Genomic DNA, 22,153 nt, shown 5'->3' with positions numbered 1-22,153 from the left:
GGTTTGAAAGTTCCGTTTATGAAACACGACCGCAGGCGCTTGGCGCATGGAACCTTTGTCTTTGCGGCCGACATAACTAGGTGAGTGTTCAGTCAATACGGGCAGGAATCATGTCAGCACCGCTAGTCGTTTCCATTCCGCATCGCCTTGGCCGCGAAGAGGCGGTACGCCGGCTCAAGACCGGGCTCGGCCGCGCTGCCGCGAGCATTCCCGTGATGCAGGTCGAAGAGGAACGCTGGGCTGGCGACACCATGAATTTTCGCATCCGCGCGATGAGCCAGATCGCGTCGGGACAGGTCGACGTCGCCGACGACCACGTCAAGGTGCAGGTGGTGTTGCCGTGGCTGTTGCAGCGCTTTGCCGAGATGGCGCAGGCCACCATCCGCAAGCGCGGTCAGCTGCTGCTGACCAAGGACGATGGAAAATAACCGTCAGACGCCCTGGCGCTGCCGGGCAGGCCTGACGGCGCTCGCTGCGCGGGCCTCGATGACAACGGCAGGAAATTCGCGGAACGCCTGCGCCAGCGGCAGTTCGTTGCCCGCAAGTCCCTGCGCGGTGTAACCGGTGATGTCGACGGTTGCGTCGAAAACGTCCGGCGCCGGCCATTCCCGGCCCGCTTGCGTGAATGGCGCGAACTGGCGTCCAACAACGACGATCGCCGCAGTCCGGCCATGGCGGCGGGCAAAGGCAATGACATGGTCGGCGTGCGCGCCGCGCACGTCCAGAGGCTGGTAGTCGCCCCGTGCGAAAACGTCAGCGAGCTCATTGCGCAGCTTGAGCAGGTGTCGCATCCAGGCCAGCTTGAGCCGGCCGTCCGGCCAGCGCTGGATCAAGCCGTGCCAATCCGGGGCGTCCTGCGGCAGCGCCGCCTGCCGCGCGGCAAAGTCCACCGCGCGGCGGTTGTCCGGGTCGACCAGCGACAGATCCCAGAATTCGGTGCCCTGATAGAAGTCCGGAACGCCCGGCAATGTCGCCTTGAGGGTGAGCTGGCTCAGCGAGTTCAGCGCGCCGAGCAGCGCGACGCGGCGCGCCAGCGTTTGGAGCGATTCAAGGAATTCGCCCGACAATGCAGGATCGAGGATCTTCGCGATGAAGCTGTTGACGCCGTTCTCATAGGCTTCATGCGGATTGAGCCAGCTCGTCTCTTCCTTGCCCTCGCGCGCCGCCTTGAGCGCATAGGCCTGGATGCGCTCGACAAAGCCGGCATCAGTCGTCTCCCCGAGCGGCCAGGCGCCGAGCAGGGTCTGGTAGAGCATGTATTCGAACGTTGCCGAGGGCGCGCGCAGCTTGCCGTGCAGCGCCAGGTGCGGTGCATTCAGCATCTTCCAGCGCGAAACCGCGCTTGTCCACTCGCCGGGGATCTCGCTGAGCGCCGCGATCCGCGCACGAGCGTCCTCGCCGCGCTTGGTGTCGTGGGTCGCGGTCGCCGTCATGCCTTGCGGCCACTCTTTGGCGCGGGCCCGCATCGCCTCGTGGAAGGCGGCAGTGGCAAGGCCGTTGCTCGCGGGATCGCCGCCGACCTCGTTCAACGCGAGCAGGCGGTGGAACTGGTAGAATGCAGTGTCCTCCAGCGACTTCGCCATCATCGGCCCGGTGAACTGCTGCACCTTCAGCGCGAAACGGCGCACGCGCGGGGCGCTGTGCGGGGGCCGGCCGGGCTTGAGCAGGTCCATGGTGAGGGCGTCGCGCAGGAAGTCGAAAATGCCGTCGTCGGCGGCGAACCATTCCGCGCGGGCCCGTTCGATGGTGTCGTCGATCAGCTTGCGATCAAGGGCGGTCGGGTCGCTGTGCGTCAGGTAGGTGCGGTAGACCGGAAAATGCAGCACATAGAGCTCGAGCGCCTGCCGCAGGCTGTCGGCGGAGAAATCCCGGGTCGAATAGTGCCCGTTGGCGATGCGGGCGAGCAGGCGCGTCAGCACGGTGAATTCGCTGGTCAGCAACGTCTCGAGCACACGGCGCTTGGCGTCCTTCACATAGGGCGCGAGCCGTGGCGGACGGTTGCTGACCTGCCGCCAGGTCTCGTCCAGCGCCTCCAGCCCCTTGGCATCGACCAGGACCTGGGTGATGAGGTTCATCCATTCATAGCCGGTGGTGCCTTGCACGCCGGCGAAGTGCGGCAGGCGCTCGTGCTCGCAAAGGATTTTTTCGATTACAGTGTAGAACGGCTTTGCGTTGCCCTGCGCATCGCGCACCAGTCGGCGCAGCCGCTGGCAATATTGCGCGGGATCGCGCAGGCCGTCGATGTGGTCGAGACGAATGCCCTGCAGCCTGCCGTCGGCGACGAGCTGCTTTACCAGCCGGTGCGTCGCGGCGAATGTGCTGGCGTCCTCGACGCGCAGGCCTGCGAGACCGTTGACATCGAAGAAGCGGCGATAGTTGATGTCGCTGGAGGCGAGACGCCAGTGCCCGAGCTTGTAGTTCTGGCGCTCCAGCAGATGGTGCAGCATCAAGGTCTGTGCCGGGCGATCCTTGACTGCGCGATAGGCGGCGAGGCCCCGTGCGATGATGTCGGCGCTGCCTGCGATCTCCTTCAGCTCGGTCTTGAAGCCGGGCGCCTCCTTGCGGTTGGGCCGGCGCAGCCCCGTGTAGCGCGCCGCGAGCGACAGCATGCGCTTGCCGGCTTCCGTCTCCGCGGCGTCGGCCTCTTTCACGATCATCCGCAGCAACTCGCCATAGCGCTCCGGCGCGATCGGCAGGCGATGCTCGAAATACCAGGCGGAAAAACTACCTTCGCCGGCATCGTAGCGCAGCTCGATCTCTCCGCGCTCCAGCGCCTCGCCATAGGATGAGCCGAGGATCGGCAGGAACACGCCGCCGCGGGCGCGGTATGGCAGCAGATCCCAGTCGATGTCGAACGAGACGGCGTGCGGCGAGGCCTGGCCCCATTCCAGCACGTCCAGCCACCAGGGATTGTCGGCAAAGTGCACGCCGACATGGTTCGGCACGAAATCGATGATGAGGCCGAGATCGTGCTCGGCCAGCGCCTCGCTCAGCCGTGCGAAGCCGGCCTCGCCGCCGAGCTCGGGATTGAACTGGTTATGATCGACGGTATCGTAGCCATGCGTCGAACCCTTGCGGGCCTTCATCACCGGCGAGGTGTAGAGATGCGTTATCCCGAGCGCCTTGAGATACGGAACGACCGCGGCCGCCTTGTCGAAGTCGAAATCCGCGGTGAGCTGAAGGCGGTAGGTCGCAAGGGGAATCGCCGGAGGCATGCTAACCTCCGAGATGCCAGATCACGGACCACGGCGGGAGCCGATCACCGCTTGCATTGCCCCAGAGCAGCGTACCTGCATTGCTGTTGGTGTACGTGATATTCTTGTCCGAGAGATTGGCAGTCAGGCCCAGCGTGGCGCCATCTCCCATGCGCCAATGCGCGGTGAGCAGGCCGCTGTCGGCTGCCTCAGCGTCGCCGAAGCTTGCGCCTTTCAGTCGTGGAACGATCTCCCTGCGGCGAAGAGCGAGCAGCTCTTTTACTAGGGCAAGCCGCGCATCCTGCTCGGGGGTATGCCCGGTCCAGTCGAGCACTGCCGATTGCAGCGTCGCGGGATCGAGCGGGTCGGGGACCTCATCGCCGTATTTCTCATAGGCCCATTCAAATTCCTGCCTGCGCCCCTGACGCACGGCCTCGGCAAGGCCGCCCTGGAAATCGCAGAAGAACGGGAACGGCGCTTTCGAGCCCCACTCCTCGCCCTGGAACAGCATCGGCACCATCGGCGCGAGCAGCGTCACCGCGAGAGCGGCTTCGATCTGTTGCGGCGATGCGATGGCCTCGAGCCGATCACCCAGCGGACGATTGCCGATCTGGTCGTGGTTCTGGAGGAAGTTGACGAAGGTTGCCGGCGGCAGCTCGCCGCTGGCTTCACCACGCGACTTCTTGCCGAAGAATTCCGAGATCTCGCCTTGATAGACGAATCCCGATGCGAGCGCGCGGGCAAGGTCCATGCGCGGGGTCTGGTAGTCGGCATAGTAACCAGCGATCTCGCCCGTCAGCATCACATGCCAGGCGTGGTGATAGTCGTCGTTCCACTGTGCGCGATATTTTCCGTTCGGCGGATCCTGCGCGGCGTCGAGCATGCTGGCGCGATTGTCGCCGTTCTCCAGCACGAGATGGATGTGGCGTCCGGTTGCCTTGGCAAGCTCGCCGACGGCGACGCTGAGGTCGTGCAGCATGGACTGCTCGCCGGGAAGGGCCAGGATGTGATTGGCGGCATCCAGCCGCAGGCCGTCGAAGCGGTAGTCGGTCAGCCAGGACAGCGCGTTCTCGACCGCGAAGGCGCGGACCTGCGGCACGCGATAGTCGATCGCGCTGCCCCAGGGCGTGTGTGCGTCGGTGAAGAAGGTCGGCGCGTAGCGGCCGAGATAGTTTCCTTCGGGCCCGAAATGATTGTAGACGACGTCGAGAAACACCATCAGCCCGCGCAGATGCGCTTCGTCGATCAGCGACTTGAGCTCTTCAGGGCGGCCATAGGCGCTGTCGGGCGCATACCACAGCACGCCGTCATAGCCCCAGCCGCGGCGGCCGGCGAAATCGGCCAGCGGCATCAATTCCAGCGCGGTCATGCCGGCTGCGACGAGATGATCGAGCTTGTCGATCATGGCGCGATAGGTGCCTTCCGCCGTGAAGGTGCCGACATGGGTTTCGATCAGTACCGTCTCTTCCCAGGGCCGGCCGCGCCAATCCTTCGCGCGCCACGCGAAAGCATCGTGATCGATCACCTCGCTCGGACCGGATACGTCGTCGGGCTGGAACGCCGATGCCGGATCGGGCACGTCGATTTCGTCGTCGATCCTGAATTTGTAGGGGCTGTTGACCGGCAGGCTTGCGATGTCGGCGACGTACCAGCCGTCCTGCCGGCGCTGCATCGCGTGCCGTCTGTCGAGCAGGAGATCGACGCGCCGCGCGCCGGGCGCCCACAGCCGGAACGACACGCCGTCCTTCGTCGGCCGTGCGCCGAAGGATGGCCTCATAGCGTCCCCGCGAAAGCGAGCACGGAACGCGGCGGCGCCTTGCTGTCGCTTCCGGGCAGGAAATCAACACTGTTCAGCTTGGCATCGGTCGTGTTCAGGATCTGCTGCCAGCTCTTGTATTCGGTCAGTTTCGGCAATTTGAATGCGATCTCTTCAGGGGCGGCGTTCAGTACGATAAAGATCGCGGCGCTTCCTGGTTCCATCGGCCCCATCACGTAGGAGAGGAACCGTCCCTCCGGGAATTTCCAATCGTTCTCCGTCATCTCGTCACCGGCGGGCGTCAGCCACAGCGCACCGTAGGAAATGCCATCCTTGGGGCGGCCGTCGAGCCAGCGATGGCTGCGAAGCTGCGAGAAGCGGCGGCGGATGTCGGCGAGACCGGCAACGAAATCGACCATGTCGTCGCCTTCCTTGCCGAGATTGTCCCAGCCGACCCAGCCGACCTCGTTATCCTGGCAGTAGGCGTTGTTGTTGCCGGATTGCGAATTGCCGACCTCGTCGCCGGCCAGGATCAGTGGAATGCCCTGCGCCAGCATCAGGCAGGCCAGCACGTTCTTGCGAAGCTGCCGGCGCAATCCGATGATCTGGGGATCCTCGGTCGGCCCTTCGACCCCGCAATTGTTGCTGTGGTTGTCGCTGGAGCCGTCGCGATTGTCCTCGCCGTTGGCTTCGTTGTGCTTCTCGTTGTAGCTGAAGAGATCGGCGAGCGTGAAACCGTCGTGCACCGTGATGTGGTTGATGCTGGCGCGCGGCCGCCGTCCGTCATGGTTGAACAGATCGGACGATGCCGTCATGCGGCTGGAGACATCGCCGATCAGGCTGCCTTCGCCGCTCCAGTAGCGGCGCATCGCGCTGCGATAGCGGTCGTTCCACTCCGACCATTGCGAAGGAAACGCGCCGACCTGATAGCCGCCGAGGCCGAGATCCCAGGGCTCGGCCACGAGCTTGACGGTGGCCAGCACAGGATCCTGCCGGATCGCGGTCAGGAACGAGATGCCGCGATCATAGCCGTTCGGTCCGCGCGCGAGCGTCGTGGCGAGGTCGAAGCGGAAGCCGTCGACATGGCAGACCTCGACCCAGTAACGCAAGCTATCCATCACCATCTGCAGCACGCGCGGATGGGTCAGGTTTACCGACGAGCCGCAGCCGGTGAAGTCGTCGTAATAGCGCGGGTTGTCGCGATTGAGCCAGTAATAGGAGGCGTTGTCGATGCCGCGATAGCACAGCGTCGGGCCGAGGTGATTGCCCTCGGCGGTGTGGTTGTAGACGACGTCGAGCATCACCTCGATGCCGGCATCGTGCAGGCGCGCGACCGTGGTGCGGAAGGAATCGAGCGCGTTGTCCTGGGCGTAGCGCGCCTCGGGCGCGAAGAACGACAGCGTGTTGTAGCCCCAGTAATTGGCGAGCTTCTTCTCGACCAGGATGCGATCGTCGACGAAGGCGTGGATGGGCAGGAGCTCGACCGTGGTGACGCCGAGCTTCTTCAGATGCTCGATCATCGCCGGCGACGACAGCCCGCCATAAGTGCCGCGCAAATTCGGCGGTACGTCGTCGCGCTTCTGCGTCAGGCCCTTGACGTGGGCCTCGTAGATGATGGTGTCTTCCCAGGGGATATTGGGCCGAATCTCGCGGCGGCCCCAGTTGAAGGTCTCGTCGACAACGACGCCCTTCGGCATGCCGCGCGCGTTGTCGCGCCGGTCGAACGACAAATCCTCGCGCGGGCTTCCGGTGCGGTAGGCGAAATGTGCGTCGCTCCAGACCAGCCGGCCCGCAAGCCGCTTGGCATAGGGGTCGAGCAGCAGCTTGTTGGCGTTGAAGCGGTGGCCGTGCTCGGGCTCGTAGGGGCCGTGCACGCGATAGCCGTAGAGCTGGCCCGGCGAAACGTCGTTGAGATAGCCGTGCCAGACGTCCTCGGTGCGTTCGGGCAGCTCGATGCGCTCGAGCTCGCGCCGGCCCTGGCCGTCGAACAGGCATAGCTCGACCTTCTGCGCATTCGCGGAGAACAGCGCGAAATTGGTGCCGCGTCCGTCCCAGCTTGCACCGAGGCGTGCGGGCGATCCAGCAGTCAGGCGCATCGGTCAGCTTTCTGGAACGAGGAATATCGCGGCGAGAGGCGGAATGGTGAGGCGGAGATCGGGCGTCTTGCCGTCGACGGCATGAACTTCGCCGATGTTCCCGACATTGGTGCCGCCATAATGGGCTGAGTCCGAGTTGAAGACCTCTTTCCACTTGCCGCCAAACGGCACAGGGACGCGATAGTCGCGGTAGACGTTGGGCGAGAAATTGATGATGACGAGACAGCGCGCGTGCTCGTCGATGCCCTTGCGCATCCAGGCAAACACGTTGCGATCGGCATCGTCGGTAACAAGCCATTCGAAGCCGGCCTGGTCGCAATCCATCTGATGCAGCGCCGGTACGGCGCGATAGACCCGGTTGAGATCGCGGATCAGCGACTGAATGCCGGAGTGGTTCTTGTATTCCAGCAGGTGCCAGTCGAGCGACTGATCGTGATTCCATTCGCGGCTCTGCGCGATCTCGTTGCCCATGAACAGCAATTTCTTGCCGGGGTGTCCGAACATGAAGCTGTAATAGGCGCGCAGATTCGCAAAGCGCTGCCATTCGTCGCCGGGCATGCGGCCGAGGATCGATCGCTTGCCGTGCACGACCTCGTCATGCGACAGCGGCAGGATGAAGTTTTCCGAGAAGGCGTAGTGCAGGCCGAACAGGATGTCGCCGTGATGATGCTTGCGGTGGATGGGATCCTTGCTGATGTAGTTCAGCGTGTCGTGCATCCAACCCATGTTCCATTTGTAGCCGAAGCCAAGGCCGCCGAATTCGACCGGGCGCGAGACCTGCGGCCACGAGGTGGATTCTTCCGCCGCGGTGGTGGCCTGCGGGAAGCGCGCGAACAGCTCGGTGTTGACGCGGCGCAGGAACGCGATCGCCTCGATGTTTTCGCGGCCGCCATACTGGTTCGGGATCCAGCCACCGGGGGGCGGCTGTAGTCGAGATAGAGCATCGAGGCCACCGCATCGACGCGCAGGCCGTCGATCGCGTAACGCTCCAGCCAGAACAGCGCATTCGACACCAGGAAGTTCGTCACTTCGGTGCGGCCGTAATTGTAGATCAGCGTGCCCCAGTCCAGATGGCGGCCCTGCAGCGGGTTGGCGTGCTCGTAGAGCGAAGTGCCGTCAAAGCTGCCGAGCCCGTGCGGATCGTCCGGGAAGTGACCGGGCACCCAGTCGAGCAGCACGCCGACGCCCTCGCGATGGCAGGCATCGACCAGCGCGGCGAAATCCTCCGGCGTGCCGAAGCGACTGGTCGGCGCATAGAGGCCGGTCGGCTGATAACCCCAGGAGCCGTCGAACGGATGCTCGCTGACGGGCAGGAATTCCAGATGGGTGAACCCCATGTCGCGGGCATAGGCCGGCAATTGTTCGGCGAGTTCGCGATAGGTCAGCCATTCGCCGCCGTTCTTGCGCCGCCAGGAGCCGAGATGGACTTCGTAGATCGACATCGGCGCAGACAGCGCGTTGATGCCGTCGGGCGCCGGACGCGGACGCGGCAGATGCGCCTCGTCGAACACGATCGAGGCGGTCTTCGGCCGCACCTCGCTCGCGAACGCCATCGGATCGGATTTCTGCGGAAGCTGATGGCCGTGCGGCCCGATGATGTCGAACTTGTAGTGGTCGCCGGCCTTGGCGTGCGGGATGAACAATTCCCAATAGCCGTTGCCGCGCACCCGCATGGGATGGCGCCGCGCGTCCCAGAAATTGAAATCGCCGACCACCGACACGCGCCGCGCATTCGGGGCCAGCACCACGAAGCCGATGCCCTCGACGCTGTCGAGCGTCATGGGATGCGCGCCGAGCTTGTCATAGAGGCGCTGATGAGTGCCTTCGCCGAGCAGATAGAGATCGAAGTCGGTCAGGATGGGCGGAAAGCGGTAGGCGTCCTCGAGTTCGACGAATTTGTCGCCGAACCTGGCGCGGAGCTGGTAGCGCTTCGAGCCGTTGGGCAGTGCGCCGATGAACAGGCCGGCGTCGTGGACGCGATCGAGCCGCGCAACCTCGCCATGCTCGCCGACCGCTTCGACGTTCGAGGCCTCCGGCAGGAAGGCACGCACAACGCTCGTGCCGCCTTCGGGGTGCAGCCCGAGATAATGGAAGGGATCGGAGTGGCGGCCTTCGATGATCGCGTAGGCCTCGGCGGGCAGTTTAGGCATGGGCTTCGCTCTCGGCACGGGACAGGATGCGAAGCAGGCCGGTCAGCGGGGCATGGAGCCCCTCCGGCCGGTGGGACAGCTCGTACTCTACTTCGTCGAAGGCTCGATCAAGCAGGAAAAACCTTAACAGGCTATCCGCGGATTGGCGGTCTTGCGGCCACAGCCGCCCGTCGGTTATGGCCTCGCGATAGGCCGACAGGAACGTGGCGGTGGCGCGGTCTCGCCATTCGCCGAGCGCCGCCGCGAGCCGGCCCTGCTCGTCGCCGCCGCCCGAGAGCGCACGGCTGAGCGCAGCGTTAACCGAAAGATCAATCGAGCGGATCAGGCCGGCGACGTCGCGCGCGGCAGGCAGCTTGCGCCGCTTGTCGGCCAAGGGCAGACGCGGATCGCCGTCGAAGTCGATGATGAAGATATCGTCCTTCACGATCAGAGTTTGCCCGAGGCGGAAGTCGCCATGATGACGAATGTTCAACCCGCCGATGTCGGATGGCAAGAGCGCATTCAGCTGGTCCGGCAGCGTCGCCCGCATTGAGGCGAGCCGGTCGATCAACGGCCGCTCGCCCTCGTGCCCGGCGGCGCGGCTGTCGGCGAGCCGCTCGAAAACCCGCTCGGCGCGGGCCTTGAGGTCCGCGGTCCAGCGCTTGACGTGATTGGGGCCGGTCGGCTCCGGCGCGAGATCGTCGGGCCTTGCCGCGGCCAGGGCGACATGCAGTTCGGCGAGCCGCCGGCCGATCTGCGCCATGAAGTGCAGATAGGGCGCCTGCTCCTGGGTCTCGCGCGGCATCTCGCCCGGCGGTAGCACCCGCTGCTCGTCGATATAGCGGTCGAGATAACCGGCGGTGACGGCCCAGCCGTCGCCCTGGTTCTCGACATAGGCATGCAGCACACCGAGCGCGCTGCGGCTGTCGTCGTCGACCAGCTCGACGCTGCCGAGCAGCGCGGGCGTGTTGGCGAAGCGGGCGACCTCGGTGAGGTAACGGCCGATCTCGATTTCGGGACTGATGCCGCTGTCGAGCTTGCGATAGAGCTTGGCAACGTACTGGTTGTCGACCAGCGCGGTGCTGTTCGACAACTCGATCGCGCGTATGCGCTGGGGTTCCTTGATGGTGTAATCGGCGAACCGGCTGGTGGACTTGAAATCCAGCCGCAGATTGTTCTCTTCCACCACCAGGTTCTGAGACAGATTGCGCAGGAACAGGCCGATGAAGATCTGGTCGGTCGCGACGTCGAGCAGCGTGCCCTCGCGCGCGCCCTGGCGCACGGCGGCGAGCGCCTTCGGGTTGAAGCGTTCGCGGTCGAAGCGCACCCATTCGATCTGCATCGGCAGCACGTAGCGCGTCGTGATGTCGTGGTGCGCCGCCTCGAAGAACGCGATCCAGGGCCTGTTGTCGCCGATGTCGCAGAACGGCACCGCCGAGAGCAGCGTCGGCTTGATATGCTTGGGATTGTGTTCGGGATACCAGCGCGTCCGCGACAGGAATCCCGGCAGCACCTCGTGCTCGAACACGCCGCGCTCGCGCGCCAGCGACACCCAGGTCGAATTCACCGGCACCACCAGGGTCTCGAACTCCGGCACCGCGCGCGGCGTCACCGGTTCGGACTTGTCGCGCTCCTGGAGCTGGAACCAGTAGAAGCCATAGGGGCCGAGCGTGATCATGTAGGGCAGTTCGCCGATCGGCGGGAAGCGCGTGCGGCCGAGCATCTCCTGCGGGATGCGGTCCTTCCACGGCGACAGGTCGAGCTCGGTTGCCTGCGCCGCGCGCGAGAGATTGGCGACACAGAGGATCACCTCGTCGCGATATTGCCGGACATAGGCCAGCACGGAGCGGTTGGCGGGGCGAATGAAGGTCATGGTGCCGCGGCCGAAGGCGAGCGTCGACTTGCGCACCGAGATCAGCCGCTTGGTGGCGCTGAGCAGCGAGGACAGGCTGCGCGACTGCGCCTCCACGTTGACCGATTCATAGCCGTAGACGGGATCCATGATCAGCGGCGCGTAGAGGCGGGCCGGGTCGCAGCGTGAGAAGCCGCCATTGCGGTCCGGGCTCCATTGCATCGGCGTGCGAACGCCGTTGCGGTCGCCGAGATAGATGTTGTCGCCCATCCCGATCTCGTCGCCGTAATAGATGATCGGCGTGCCGGGGAAGGACAGCAACAGCGAGTTCATCAGCTCGATCTTGCGGCGGTCGTTGTCCATCAGCGGCGCAAGGCGCCGGCGGATGCCGACATTGATACGGGCGCGCGGATCGTTGGCGTAGGTGGTCCAGAGATAGTCACGCTCGACGTCGGTCACCATCTCCAGCGTTAATTCGTCATGGTTGCGAAGGAACAGCGCCCATTGGCAGCTCGCCGGAATGTCCGGCGTCTGGCGCAGGATGTCGGTGATCGGGAAGCGGTCCTCCTGCGCGATCGCCATGTAGATGCGCGGCATCAGCGGGAAGTGATAGGCCATGTGGCACTCGTCGCCACGGCCGAAATATTCCTGCACGTCCTCCGGCCATTGATTGGCCTCGGCGAGCAACAGCTTGCCCTTCGAGTAGGAATCCAGTTCCTGGCGCAGCCGCTTGATGATCGCGTGCGTCTCCGGCAGGTTCTCGTTCGAGGTGCCTTCGCGCTCGCACAGATAGGGAATGGCGTCGAGCCGGAAGCCGTCGACACCGGCGTCCAGCCAGCGCTTCATCACCTGGATCAGCGCGCTGACGACGCGCGGATTGTCGAAATTGAGGTCCGGCTGGTGCGAGAAAAAGCGGTGCCAGTAGAACGCGCCTGCCTCGTGATCCCAGGTCCAGTTCGACTTCTCCGTGTCGGTGAAGATGATCCGCGTGCCCTGGTATTTCTGGTCGGTGTCGCTCCAGACATACCAGTTGCGGGCGCTCGAGCCTGCCGGGCTGCGGCGCGCGCGCTTGAACCAATTGTGCTGGTCCGAGGTGTGGTTGACGACGAGCTCGGTGATGACGCGTAGGCCGCGTTTCTGCGCTTCCTGGATGAAGCGCTTGAAGTCCTTCATCGTCCCGAAATCGGGATTGACCGAGCCATAGTCGCCGATGTCGTAGCCGTCGTCGCGGCCGGGCGAGGGATAGAACGGCAGCAGCCACAGCGCGGTGACGCCGAGCTCCTGCAGATAGGGTAGCTTCTCGGTCAGGCCGGCGAAATCGCCGATGCCGTCATTGTTGCTGTCGGCAAAAGCCTTGACGTGGAGCTGGTAGATGATGGCGTCCTTGTACCAGAGCTCATCCACGATCTCGGCGGCCTCGGACGTCTTGGTGTCGACGGAAGACAATACATTCATGGAGTGATCCCTAAGCCAGGCAGCGGAACAGCAGCGCCGGATCGCGGTCGGGATCGATATGCAGTTTGATCCCGCCCCATTCGATGCGGGACTGTTCGCCTGTCAGGAGATTTTCGAGTGCCGTGACGGGACGGCGCTCGCCGCCGGCGTCGATGGTGAGGTCGCCGAGCGGCAGCCAGAATTCGCGCCCATGGCGCGAGAGCGCGATGACCGCGACGACGGTATTGGCTGGATCGACCGCCTCCTTGGCGAAGGCGATCGTTTCGCCGTCTTCTACGGCAAGGAAGCGCAGGTTCGCAGTCTGCTGAAGCGCGGCGTTGTCGTTGCGGATGCGGTTCATCTCCGTGATGTAGGCTTTGATATTGCCCGGCTTGTCCCAGTCGCGCTGCTTGATCTGGTACTTCTCGGAATCCTGATATTCTTCGCTGCCGGGGATCGCCTCGTGCTCCAGCAGCTCGAAGCCACTGTAGATGCCGTAATTACCCGACAGCGTCGCCGCCAGCGCAACACGCGACCTGAACGCCCAGATTTCGCCGCTCTGGAGATGATAGGGCAGCAGGTCAGGCGTGCTGACGAACAGGTTCGGGCGATAGTAATCCCGCTCGGGATAGCGCGTCAGCTCGCTAAAATATTGCTCCAGCTCCCACTTTGCCGTGCGCCAGGGGAAATAGCTGAAGGATTGTGCGAAGCCGAGCTTGGCGAGACCTTTCATCAGCTTGGGCCGCGCGAACGTCTTGGAGAACAGGATGACCTCGGGATGCCGGCGGCGGATGTCGGTGATCAGCCAGTCCCAGAACGGAAGCGGCGCGGTGTCGTGATTGTCGATGGCGAAGATGGTCACGCCATGGTCGATCCAGAACAGCATGGCGTCGCGAAACGCATTCCACAGCCCGGCTCGATCGACGGATGTAAAATCGGGGATGACGATGTCCGAATAGGGGCCATCGGCCGTCCGCACCGAGCGGTCCGGCCGCCACTTGAACCATTCCGGATGCTGCGTCAGCCAGGGGTGATCAGGCGAGCATTGCACGGCGAAATCGAGTGCGAGCTCGAGGCCGTATTCGAGGCAGGTCGCGACCAGCGCGCGGAAATCCTCGATGGTGCCGAGCTCCGGATGCAGCGCATCGTGCCCGCCTTCAGCCGAGCCGATCGCATAGGGCGACCCCGGATCGCTTTCGCCGGCCACCGGCGCATTGTTGCGGCCCTTGCGACGAGTCTTGCCGATCGGGTGGATGGGCGTGAAGTAGAGCACGTCAAAGCCCATCGCGGCGATATCGGGTACGCGCGCGATGCAGTCGCGCAGCGTGCCGTGCTGGCCGGGAATGCGGCTCTGGCTGCGCGGCATCATCTGATACCAGGCGCCAAAGCGCGCTCTGTCGCGGTCGATGATCAGCGGGAAGTTTTGCGAGCGGGTCAGGTCGGGGCGCGATTGGCTCTCGGCCATGGCTGCGCCGAGCTCGGTCGCAAGCAGCGGCGCGACCTCACCAGTCTGAAGGAAATCCTCGCATTGCCTGACGATGACGGCCGCGGCGTCCTGACGCGCGCCATGCGCCTTGGTCAAGAGGCCGGCGCCCTCGATCGCATCGAGGCTGACATCCGCGCCGGTCTGCTGCTTGCGCGCGACGCTGTGCGACCAGGTGGCGAATTCATCGGTCCAGGCTTCGATGGCGTAGACATATCGGCCGGGCTCCACGGGTGTGAACGCGCCGGACCAGCGGTCATTGCCGTGAGGGATCATCGGCTCGCTCCGCCATTCACGCTCCTGCTCTCCTCGCCAGATCAGCGCCGCGCCGATCACGGCGTCGCCGTCTCGGTAGATGTCGGCCCACACCTCGACCGGTTGGGCAGCGATCCGCTTTGCGGCAAAGCGGCCGCCGTCGATCGACGGATAGATGTCTTCGATGAGGAAAGCACTGCCGGCGGCGGCGCTCTCGACAGTTTGAATTGTCTTGTTCACGGTGATGCCATTGACAAGAAAGCAGGAGCCCGTTTCCCTTGCCGGGAACCTACGCTTGATACCTATATAGAAAGCCGCTTGTGTGTCATTGGTTCCCCTGGGAACGGCAGGCGCGGTTTGCGAGTTGACCCAGACTAACCTCTTCCGCGACCTCCAGAAATCGTTCCCCCCGGGCCAGAGAATGGCCTGCAAGCTGCGTGCCGAATGGATCTTTTAGCTCAAGCCCAGATCAAGGGCGTTCAGTCCGAATTCGTCGATGCCCTCGGAAAGCTGCGGGTCACCGATCCCGTGGCCCTCAAATCCATCCTCGATGCCCTGCCGGAGAAGCGGGTTTATCGCTTCGTCCAGGGGCCGGTGGTGGTGCGTGCCCTGAGGCATTCGCGCACCGAGCTTGCGGCCACTGGCGCGCCGCCGCTCAAATGGAGCATCACCGGCAACGCCAAGGTGATCGCGCAAGGCGAGACGCGCGAGCCCGTGATCGCCTGGCCCGCCGACCTGCCGCTCGGTTATCACCGGCTGACCCTGACCGATGCCGAGGGGGCGACCGAAGACGTGCCCATGATCGTGGCGCCGGAGCGGGCCTTCGGCGGCGATTTCGACCGCGGCTGGTTGCTCGCCGTGCAGCTCTACAGTATTCGCTCCGACCGAAATTGGGGGATCGGCGATTTCACCGATCTGGCCGGACTCGTCCGGCTCGCCAAGCAGCTCGGCGCGGACGGCGTCGGGCTCAATCCGCTGCATGTGCTGTTCGACAACCATCCGGCCGATTGCAGTCCATATTCGCCGAACAGCCGGCTGTTCCTCAATCCGCTCTACATCGACGTCGAGGCTATCCCCGAATTCTCGGCAGACCTCGTGCCGGACGCCACAGCGATCGCTACGCGGCTGCGCCAGGGCGATCGTGTCCCTTACGCCGACATGGCGGCGCTGAAATGGCGGGCCTTGCGCGCCGCCTTTGACGCTTTCGTGACAAAGGCGAGCGGCGTCCGCCGCAATCAGTTCGACGCCTTCCGCGCCGACCGCGCGCCGCTGCTGTCCCGTTTTGCCTGCTTCGAGGTACTGCGGCATCGTTTCGTGTCGCCGTGGTGGGAATGGCCGGTGGAATGGCAGCAGCCGGACGACACCAAATGCGCGGAGCTGCGCAACGGTCCAGACCAGCGCGAGGTCGAGTTCGTCGAATTCGTGCAATGGACGGCCGACAGCCAGTTGCATGCAGCGAGGGAGGTTGCGAGCCAGCTCGGCATGCGGGTCGGGCTGTATCTCGACGTTGCCGTCGGCGTGCAATCCAACGGCTTCGATGCCTGGAACGAGCAGATCGCGATCTCGCGCCATCTCGCGGTCGGCGCGCCGCCCGACGTCCTCAACACCGCCGGTCAGGACTGGGGTCTCGCCGGTTTCAATGCCGGCGGCCTGGAAGCGCAGTCCTTCGTGCCTTTCGCAGATATGCTGGCGGCCTCGATGCGTCATGCCGGCGCCATTCGGATCGATCACGTCCTCGGGCTTAAGCGGCTCTATCTCGTGCCGCGCGGCTTCAGGCCCGACAACGGCGCCTATGTGCAGATGCCGTTCGAGGCGCTGCTGGCGGCCATCGCGCGCGAGAGCGTGGCGCACAAGTGCATCGTGATCGGCGAGGACCTCGGCACCGTGCCGGAAGGTTTCCGCGAGACCATGCAGGATTTCGGCATCTGGTCCTATCTCGTCATGATGTTCGAGCGCGACGAAGCCGGACATTTCCGCAACTCCGACTTCTATCGGCCCAACGCGCTGGTGACGCTGAACACGCACGACCTCTGCACCTATGCGGGCTGGCGTTCCTTCAGCGATCTCAAGGTCAAGCTCTCGCTCGGGCTCGATCCCGGCGAGAACGATCAGGCGCGCTGGGAAGCGCTCGGCATGCTCGACGAAATCCTCCGCCAGAACGGCATCGAGGCAAACGACCTCTATTCGGTACTCGCCTTCCTGTCGCGCACGCCGTCGCGGCTGCTGGCGGTATCGCTGGAGGATCTGCTCGGCGTGCTCGACCAGCCCAATATTCCGGGTACGATCGACGAGCATCCGAACTGGCGCCAGCGCCTGCCCGTCGCGCTCGACAAGATCGTGTCGAAGGTCGATCTCGCCGCTTTGAAGGCCGCAACGCGGGAACGGTCCTTGATCGGCGGGAGTTGATCCGCGGGGAATTGTTGGGTCCGGAACCTTGTCTCAGAAAATTGAAGACTATGCGCTGATCGGCGACTGCGAGACCGCGGCGCTGGTCGGGCGCGACGGCTCGATCGACTGGCTGTGCTGGCCCGCCTTCGATTCCGACGCCTGCTTTGCCGCGATCCTCGGCACGCACGAGAACGGCCGCTGGTTGATCGCGCCAAGTGAAGACGTCACAGCCATCTCTCGCCGCTATCTCGGCAACACCCTGATCCTCGAAACCCGCTTTGAAACCAACAGCGGCACCATTGCGCTGATCGACTTCATGCCGCCGCGCGGAAAGGCCTCCGATATCGTCCGGCTGGTGCGCGGCATCAGCGGCACGGTCAAGATGCGAATGGAGCTTGTCATCCGCTTCGGCTTCGGCGTTGACATTCCCTGGGTGCGGCGGATCGACCATTCGCTCCTGGCGGTGGCCGGCCAGGACATGACGGTGCTGCGCACGCCGGTCGAGACCCGGGGCGAGGATCTGACCACGGTGTCCGATTTCGAGGTGAAGGCGGGCGAAACCGTGCCCTTCGTGCTGACCTACGGCCCTTCGCATCTCGAGCCGCCCGCGCCGATCGATCCGGAGAGCGCGCTCCGGGAGACCGAAAAGTTCTGGCTGGAATGGAGCAGCCGCTCCACGCATGACGGTGAATATCACGAGCTCATCATGCGCTCGCTGATCACGCTGAAGGCGCTGACCTTCGCCCCGACCGGCGGCATCGTCGCCGCGCCGACCACCTCCCTGCCGGAAAAGCTGGGCGGCGCCAGGAACTGGGATTACCGCTTCTGCTGGCTGCGCGACGCCACTTTCACGCTGCTGGCGTTGATGAATTCCGGCTATACCGAGGAGGCCTTGGCCTGGCACAATTGGCTGCTGCGCGCGGCGGCCGGTGCGCCGGCGAACATGCAGATCATGTACGGAATCTGGGGCCAGCGGCGCCTGCTGGAATGGGAGGCCGGCTGGCTCGCCGGCTATGAGGGCGCCCAGCCGGTGCGCGTTGGCAATGCCGCGCATGCCCAGCTTCAGCTCGACGTCTATGGCGAGTTGATCGACGCCTTCCACCAGTCGCGCATGGCCAAGCTGAAGCTGGACGAAGAGACCTGGTCGCTTGAATGCGCGGTGCTCCAGCATCTCGCCGAAGTCTGGGACCAGCCCGACCACGGCATCTGGGAGAGGCGCGGACAGCCCCGGCACTATGTCTTCTCCAAGGTCATGACCTGGGTCGCCTTCGACCGCGGCATCAAGAGCGCCGAGACCTTTGGTTTCAAGGCGCCGCTGCTGCACTGGCGCGCGTTGCGTGAGGCCATCCATCGTGACGTCTGCAACAAGGGATTTGACGCCGAGGAGAATGCGTTCGTCGAGTCCTATGGCTCGAAGCTGCTCGATGCCAGCGTGCTATTGCTGCCAGCGGTTGGCTTCCTGCCGGCGCAGGACCCACGCATCCGCGGCACCATCGCTGCCGTCGAAAAATACCTCCTGCGCGACGGTTTTGTCTTGCGCCACGATCCGCGCGAGGTGTCCGAGGAGATTCAGCCGATCGAGGGCGCGTTCCTGGCCTGCAGCCTGTGGCTCGCCGATGCCCACGTGCTGGCCGGCAATCTCGACAAGGCGCAAGTGCTGCTCGATCGCGTCGTCGGCATCGCGAACGACGTCGGGCTGCTGGCCGAGGAATATGATTCAGGCGCCCGTCGCCAGACCGGAAATTTCCCGCAGGCCTTGACACATATCGCGCTGATCAACACCGCGCAGAACCTGTCGGCGGCGAGGCAGGAGTGCGACAAGCCGGCGGTGCAGCGGTCGAAGTAGGGAAGGTGCTTCCGCGGCGGAGATGCGCTCCCTCTCCCGCTTGCGGGAGAGGTTAGAGAGCTTGCGGCCCGACCAACCAACTCAAAGCCAATTCGGTCCTAACCAACCCCGTTCCGCGTCAAAATCATCTCCATCGCCTCGGCAAAACCATCCTGCTCGTTGCTCGCCGTCACATGCGTCGCCTGGTCCTTGACGCTGTCGGTGGCGTTGCCCATGGCGATCGAGGTGCCGCTGACGCGGAACATCGCGAGGTCGTTCTGCATGTCGCCGATGGTGGCGACCGCGTCGGTGGTGATGCCCAGGCGCCTGGCCATCGACCGCACGAAAGTGCCCTTGTCGAAGCCGGGCGGGGTGATGTCGAGATAATAGGTCTGCGAACGAACGGCAGTGGCCTCGCTGCCGAGCGCCTCCTGCATCGCCTTCTCGCAAGCCTCGAGCCCGGCGGCATCGGCGCTGGCGCCGACGATCTTGCAGGCGCTCGCGAGGTAAGGCGAGAAGTCCGTCACGATGGTCGGCTCGGAGCGGATCGTGTGCTGCTCGTGGGGCACATATTTGCCGCTGGCGTTGTCGATCAGCCATTTGTCGGTGGTGAACAGCCAGATGTCGGCGCCGAACTCCCTGAGGATCTGCAGGGACCGCTCGGCCGCGCCGGCGGGAATCAGATGCTGCTCGACCGGCTTCATCTCGGGATCGACGATCGAGGAGCCGTTGAACGGGCCGACCGGGAGCCACAGCGCCAGCGGTTCGATCAGGAAGCGCATGCCGATCGCGGGGCGGCTGGAGGTGATGGTGAAGCCGATGCCGGCCTGGTGCAGCCGCTGCACCGCGCCCCTCGCGCGGTCGGTCAGAATCTTGTCCTTGGTCAACAGGGTGCCGTCGACGTCGGACACGACCAGTGAGATTTTCGTCATGCAGGACCCCAGGGTTTCGTCTCAGCGTTCGTCGCCGCCCGGTTCAATTGCCTGATGACGCCGTCCACGATGGCCTCGACGGATTCGTCGATCGAGACGGTGATGACGTGTTCGCCCGCCTCCGGCGGCTCCAGCGTGTCGAACTGGCTTGTCAGCAGCCCGGTCGGCATGAAGTGGCCCTTGCGGTGCGCGAGCCGTTGGGCAATCAGCTCCTTGGTGCCGTTCAGGAAGACGAAGCGGACATCGTCGCGTCCGCGCAAGAGCACGTCGCGATAGGCGTGCTTCAACGCCGAGCAGGCAATGATGACGTGCTCCCCGCGTTCGCAGACCCGCGCGATCTCGTCGGCAATTGCGTTGAGCCAGGGCCAGCGGTCCTCGTCGGTGAGGGGATGGCCGGCCCGCATCTTCTCGACATTGCTGGCGGGGTGAAAGCTGTCGCCGTCCTCGAACCGCCAGCCGAGCCGCTCGCCCAGCGCCTCCGCAACCGTACTTTTGCCCGAACCCGACACGCCCATCACGATCAATGCACAAGGTGCTTCAGCGCGGCCCACGAATTTCCTCCGGAAGCGCGGCCTGGTCGACCAGCCAGACGGTCTCGCCATTCGAGCGCGCGCGTACAGCCGGCAGAGTCTCGCCATTGAGCAGGCGCGTCAAGATCGGTTGCTTGTCGTACCCGGCAATCTCGAACAGCATTTCGCGGCAGGAAGCCAAAGCGGGCAGGGTGAGCGAGACCCGCGGCACGAACGGCGCCACGTTGGCTTTGGGTACGCCGACGACCCAGCGTTCGGTCTCCTCAATCGCGGGATAGCCGGGGAAGAGCGAGGCGGTGTGGCCATCCGGGCCGGCGCCCATCAAAACCATGTCGAAGAGTGGCCGCGCCGGATCGAGGCTTTCAGCCCCATAAAAGGCTTGCAGCTCGCGTGCATAGGCTTGCGCGCTTTGATCGGGATTTTCAGCCGTGGTCGGAATCGGGTGGATATGGCCGGGGGCGCGCTGCGGTCGAGAAAGGTCGCGCGGGCGACCGCCATGTTGTTGAGGGGATCGCTCTCGGCCACGAAACGCTCGTCACCGATGAACCAATGCACGCGCTCCCACGGGATCCTGTCCCGCCAGGTATCGCTGTCGAGCAGTTGATAGAGCTTCTTCGGGCTCGAGCCGCCGGTGAGGCAGATCGCGATGCGTCCGGGATTGGCTGCGATCCGCGCCATCACCCGCTCAGCCGCGGCCTGCGCCAGCGCCTCGGCGTGGGCCACGACGATCAGCTTCGGCTGGCCGGCCGTTGCCATCACGAAAATTTCCGCCAGCTTCGCCCGTCGCGCCGCAGCAGCTCGTCGGCGCATTTCGGGCCGTCGCTGCCGGCCTCATAGGTCTCGATGCCGTTTGTGCCTTCACTCTTCCAGGCGTCCAGGAATGGCTGCACCGCCTGCCAACCGGCCTCGACGCCGTCGGCGCGCTGGAACAGGATGTTGTCGCCGATCATGCAGTCGTAAATCAGCGTCTCGTAGCCGGTCGAGGGATCGGCCCGGAAATAATCCCCGTAGCGGAACTTCATCTCGACGCCGTCGATGGTGATGCTCGGTCCCGGAATCTTGGCATTGAACTGCAGCTCGATGGTCTCGGTCGGCGCGATGCCGATGGTCAGGAAATTCTGCGACAGGCGGTCGATGTCCGTCCCGGAGAACATCGACAGCGGCGCCTGTTTGAACTTGATCGCCACTTCCGTGCGCTTGTGGCCGAGCGCCTTGCCGGTGCGCAAGTAGAAGGGCACGCCGGCCCAGCGCCAATTGTCGATCATCAGTTTCAGCGCGACAAAGGTTTCGGTGGTGCTGCCGGGCTTGACCTCCTCGGTCTTGCGATAGTCCGGGATGTCGTCGTCGCCGATCTGGCCGGCGAGATATTGCGCGCGCACCGAATTTCTCAGCGCTTCTTCCCGGCTGGGCTGCTGGATCGCCGAGAGCACATCGGCCTTTTCGGAACGCACGGAGTGCGCGTCGAAGCGCGTCGGCGGCTCCATCGCGACCAGTGACATCAGCTGGAATAGATGGTTCGGCACCATGTCGCGCAGCGCACCGGTGGCGTCGTAGAAGCCGCCGCGATGGCCGACGCCGAGCTTTTCCTCGACAGTAATCTGGATGTGGTCGATATGGTTGCGATTCCAGATCGGCTCGAACATGCCGTTGGCAAAGCGCAGCACCAGGATGTTCTGCACCGTTTCCTTGCCGAGATAGTGATCGATCCGGTAGATCTGGTGCTCGGTCATGATGTTCAGCAGCTCGGCGTTCAGCGCCCGCGCCGAGGCGAGGTCGGTGCCGAACGGCTTTTCGATCACCAGCCGCCGCCAGGCCCCGTTCTCCTTCATCAGGCCGGTGCGGCCGAGCTCGCGCGCGGTCGGAGCGAACGCGGCCGGCGGCGTTGCCAGATAGTACAGCCGGTTGCCGCCGGTGCCCTGCGCGCATTCGAGCGTATCGAGATGGTCGCGCAGGCGATCGAACGACGGCGGGTCCTTCGGGTCGGCCTCGACGAAGGTCACGCATTGCAGCAGCTGCTTGGCGACGACATCGTCAACCGGCCTCGTGGCGAACTCGCGCAGGCCCTTCATCAGGCTGTCGCGCAACTCGTCGTCCGACTGGCCCTTGCGGGCCACGCCGACGACGCAGAATTTTTCCGGCAACAGGTCTTCTGCGGCGAGGTTGTACAACGAGGGCATCACGAGGCGGTGAGTAAGGTCGCCGGTGACACCGAAAATGACGAAGGCGCAATTTTCCGGCTTGGGCTTGGGCTGCGGGTCTTTTGTCACGAACGATTGGCC

Annotated in this window: 11 protein-coding genes and 2 pseudogenes; 3 read left to right on the top strand and 10 right to left on the bottom strand. The window is 64.5% G+C overall.

All coding sequences use genetic code 11. From position 1 onward, the window contains the following. Window positions 1-110 precede the first annotated feature (110 nt). The gene (locus tag ACQ86E_RS07415) at window positions 111-428 is read left to right on the top strand and encodes a polyhydroxyalkanoic acid system family protein (protein ID WP_431204856.1); all 318 of its coding nucleotides are present in this window, start codon (window positions 111-113) and stop codon (window positions 426-428) included. 3 nt (window positions 429-431) lie between these two features. On the opposite strand, the gene treY is transcribed toward ACQ86E_RS07415, so the two are convergent. The 6 genes and pseudogenes from treY to ACQ86E_RS07385 all read right to left on the bottom strand — a co-directional run bounded on the left by treY (window position 432) and on the right by ACQ86E_RS07385 (window position 14,439). Then, entirely contained in the window at window positions 432-3,215 is a 2,784-nt protein-coding gene (gene treY, locus ACQ86E_RS07410; protein WP_431204855.1) for a malto-oligosyltrehalose synthase, read from the bottom strand. A gap of 1 nt (window position 3,216) precedes the next feature. After that, window positions 3,217-4,971 carry a malto-oligosyltrehalose trehalohydrolase gene (gene treZ / locus ACQ86E_RS07405; RefSeq protein ID WP_431204854.1) on the bottom strand — a complete coding sequence of 585 codons (1,755 nt, stop codon included), beginning with the start codon at window positions 4,969-4,971 and terminating at the stop codon, window positions 3,217-3,219. After that, window positions 4,968-7,046, bottom strand: coding sequence for a glycogen debranching protein GlgX (glgX, locus tag ACQ86E_RS07400; RefSeq protein WP_431204853.1), 2,079 nt, complete (start codon window positions 7,044-7,046; stop codon window positions 4,968-4,970). The genes treZ and glgX overlap by 4 nt, the downstream gene beginning before the upstream one ends. 3 nt (window positions 7,047-7,049) lie before the next feature. Continuing rightward, window positions 7,050-9,196 (bottom strand): annotated as a pseudogene (glgB, locus tag ACQ86E_RS07395) (1,4-alpha-glucan branching protein GlgB). After that, on the bottom strand, window positions 9,189-12,482 hold the full coding sequence (treS, locus tag ACQ86E_RS07390; protein ID WP_431204852.1) for a maltose alpha-D-glucosyltransferase: 3,294 nt from the start codon (window positions 12,480-12,482) through the stop codon (window positions 9,189-9,191). The pseudogene glgB and the gene treS overlap by 8 nt, the downstream one beginning before the upstream one ends. Window positions 12,483-12,492: 10 nt before the next feature. Beyond that, window positions 12,493-14,439 (bottom strand): maltotransferase domain-containing protein, encoded by a 1,947-nt coding sequence (locus ACQ86E_RS07385; protein WP_431204851.1) that lies wholly within the window; start codon window positions 14,437-14,439, stop codon window positions 12,493-12,495. A 204-nt stretch (window positions 14,440-14,643) separates the two neighbouring features. Here ACQ86E_RS07385 and malQ point away from each other — a divergent pair, with 204 nt between their 5' ends. After that, the gene (malQ, locus tag ACQ86E_RS07380) at window positions 14,644-16,605 is read left to right on the top strand and encodes a 4-alpha-glucanotransferase (RefSeq protein WP_431204850.1); all 1,962 of its coding nucleotides are present in this window, start codon (window positions 14,644-14,646) and stop codon (window positions 16,603-16,605) included. A gap of 28 nt (window positions 16,606-16,633) precedes the next feature. After that, the gene (locus tag ACQ86E_RS07375; RefSeq protein ID WP_431204849.1) at window positions 16,634-18,433 is read left to right on the top strand and encodes a glycoside hydrolase family 15 protein; all 1,800 of its coding nucleotides are present in this window, start codon (window positions 16,634-16,636) and stop codon (window positions 18,431-18,433) included. A 98-nt stretch (window positions 18,434-18,531) separates the two neighbouring features. Here ACQ86E_RS07375 and ACQ86E_RS07370 read toward each other — a convergent pair whose 3' ends face one another. The 4 genes and pseudogenes from ACQ86E_RS07370 to zwf all read right to left on the bottom strand — a co-directional run bounded on the left by ACQ86E_RS07370 (window position 18,532) and on the right by zwf (window position 22,141). Continuing rightward, window positions 18,532-19,344: an HAD family hydrolase gene (locus ACQ86E_RS07370; protein ID WP_431204848.1), complete on the bottom strand. Its 813-nt coding sequence runs from the start codon at window positions 19,342-19,344 to the stop codon at window positions 18,532-18,534. Continuing rightward, window positions 19,341-19,895, bottom strand: coding sequence for a gluconokinase (locus ACQ86E_RS07365; protein WP_431204847.1), 555 nt, complete (start codon window positions 19,893-19,895; stop codon window positions 19,341-19,343). The genes ACQ86E_RS07370 and ACQ86E_RS07365 overlap by 4 nt, the downstream gene beginning before the upstream one ends. Further along, window positions 19,882-20,630 (bottom strand): annotated as a pseudogene (gene pgl, locus ACQ86E_RS07360) (6-phosphogluconolactonase). The gene ACQ86E_RS07365 and the pseudogene pgl overlap by 14 nt, the downstream one beginning before the upstream one ends. Further along, complete coding sequence (zwf, locus tag ACQ86E_RS07355) at window positions 20,630-22,141, bottom strand: glucose-6-phosphate dehydrogenase (protein ID WP_431204846.1); 1,512 nt, start codon at window positions 22,139-22,141, stop codon at window positions 20,630-20,632. Before zwf ends, pgl begins: the two are co-directional and overlap by 1 nt. Window positions 22,142-22,153: the final 12 nt, after the last annotated feature.

The sequence above is a fragment of the Bradyrhizobium betae genome (assembly GCF_050632175.1).
Taxonomy (GTDB): Bacteria; Pseudomonadota; Alphaproteobacteria; order Rhizobiales; family Xanthobacteraceae; genus Bradyrhizobium; species Bradyrhizobium betae_B.
This window is presented reverse-complemented; position numbering and strand designations above follow the sequence as displayed.

Coding starts and splice junctions, on each gene's coding strand:
- ACQ86E_RS07415 (WP_431204856.1), top strand. CDS start 111: ATGTCAGCACCGCTAGTCGTTTCCATTCCGCATCGCCTTGGCCGCGAA.
- treY (WP_431204855.1), bottom strand. CDS start 3,215: ATGCCTCCGGCGATTCCCCTTGCGACCTACCGCCTTCAGCTCACCGCG.
- treZ (WP_431204854.1), bottom strand. CDS start 4,971: ATGAGGCCATCCTTCGGCGCACGGCCGACGAAGGACGGCGTGTCGTTC.
- glgX (WP_431204853.1), bottom strand. CDS start 7,046: ATGCGCCTGACTGCTGGATCGCCCGCACGCCTCGGTGCAAGCTGGGAC.
- treS (WP_431204852.1), bottom strand. CDS start 12,482: ATGAATGTATTGTCTTCCGTCGACACCAAGACGTCCGAGGCCGCCGAG.
- malQ (WP_431204850.1), top strand. CDS start 14,644: ATGGATCTTTTAGCTCAAGCCCAGATCAAGGGCGTTCAGTCCGAATTC.
- ACQ86E_RS07370 (WP_431204848.1), bottom strand. CDS start 19,344: ATGACGAAAATCTCACTGGTCGTGTCCGACGTCGACGGCACCCTGTTG.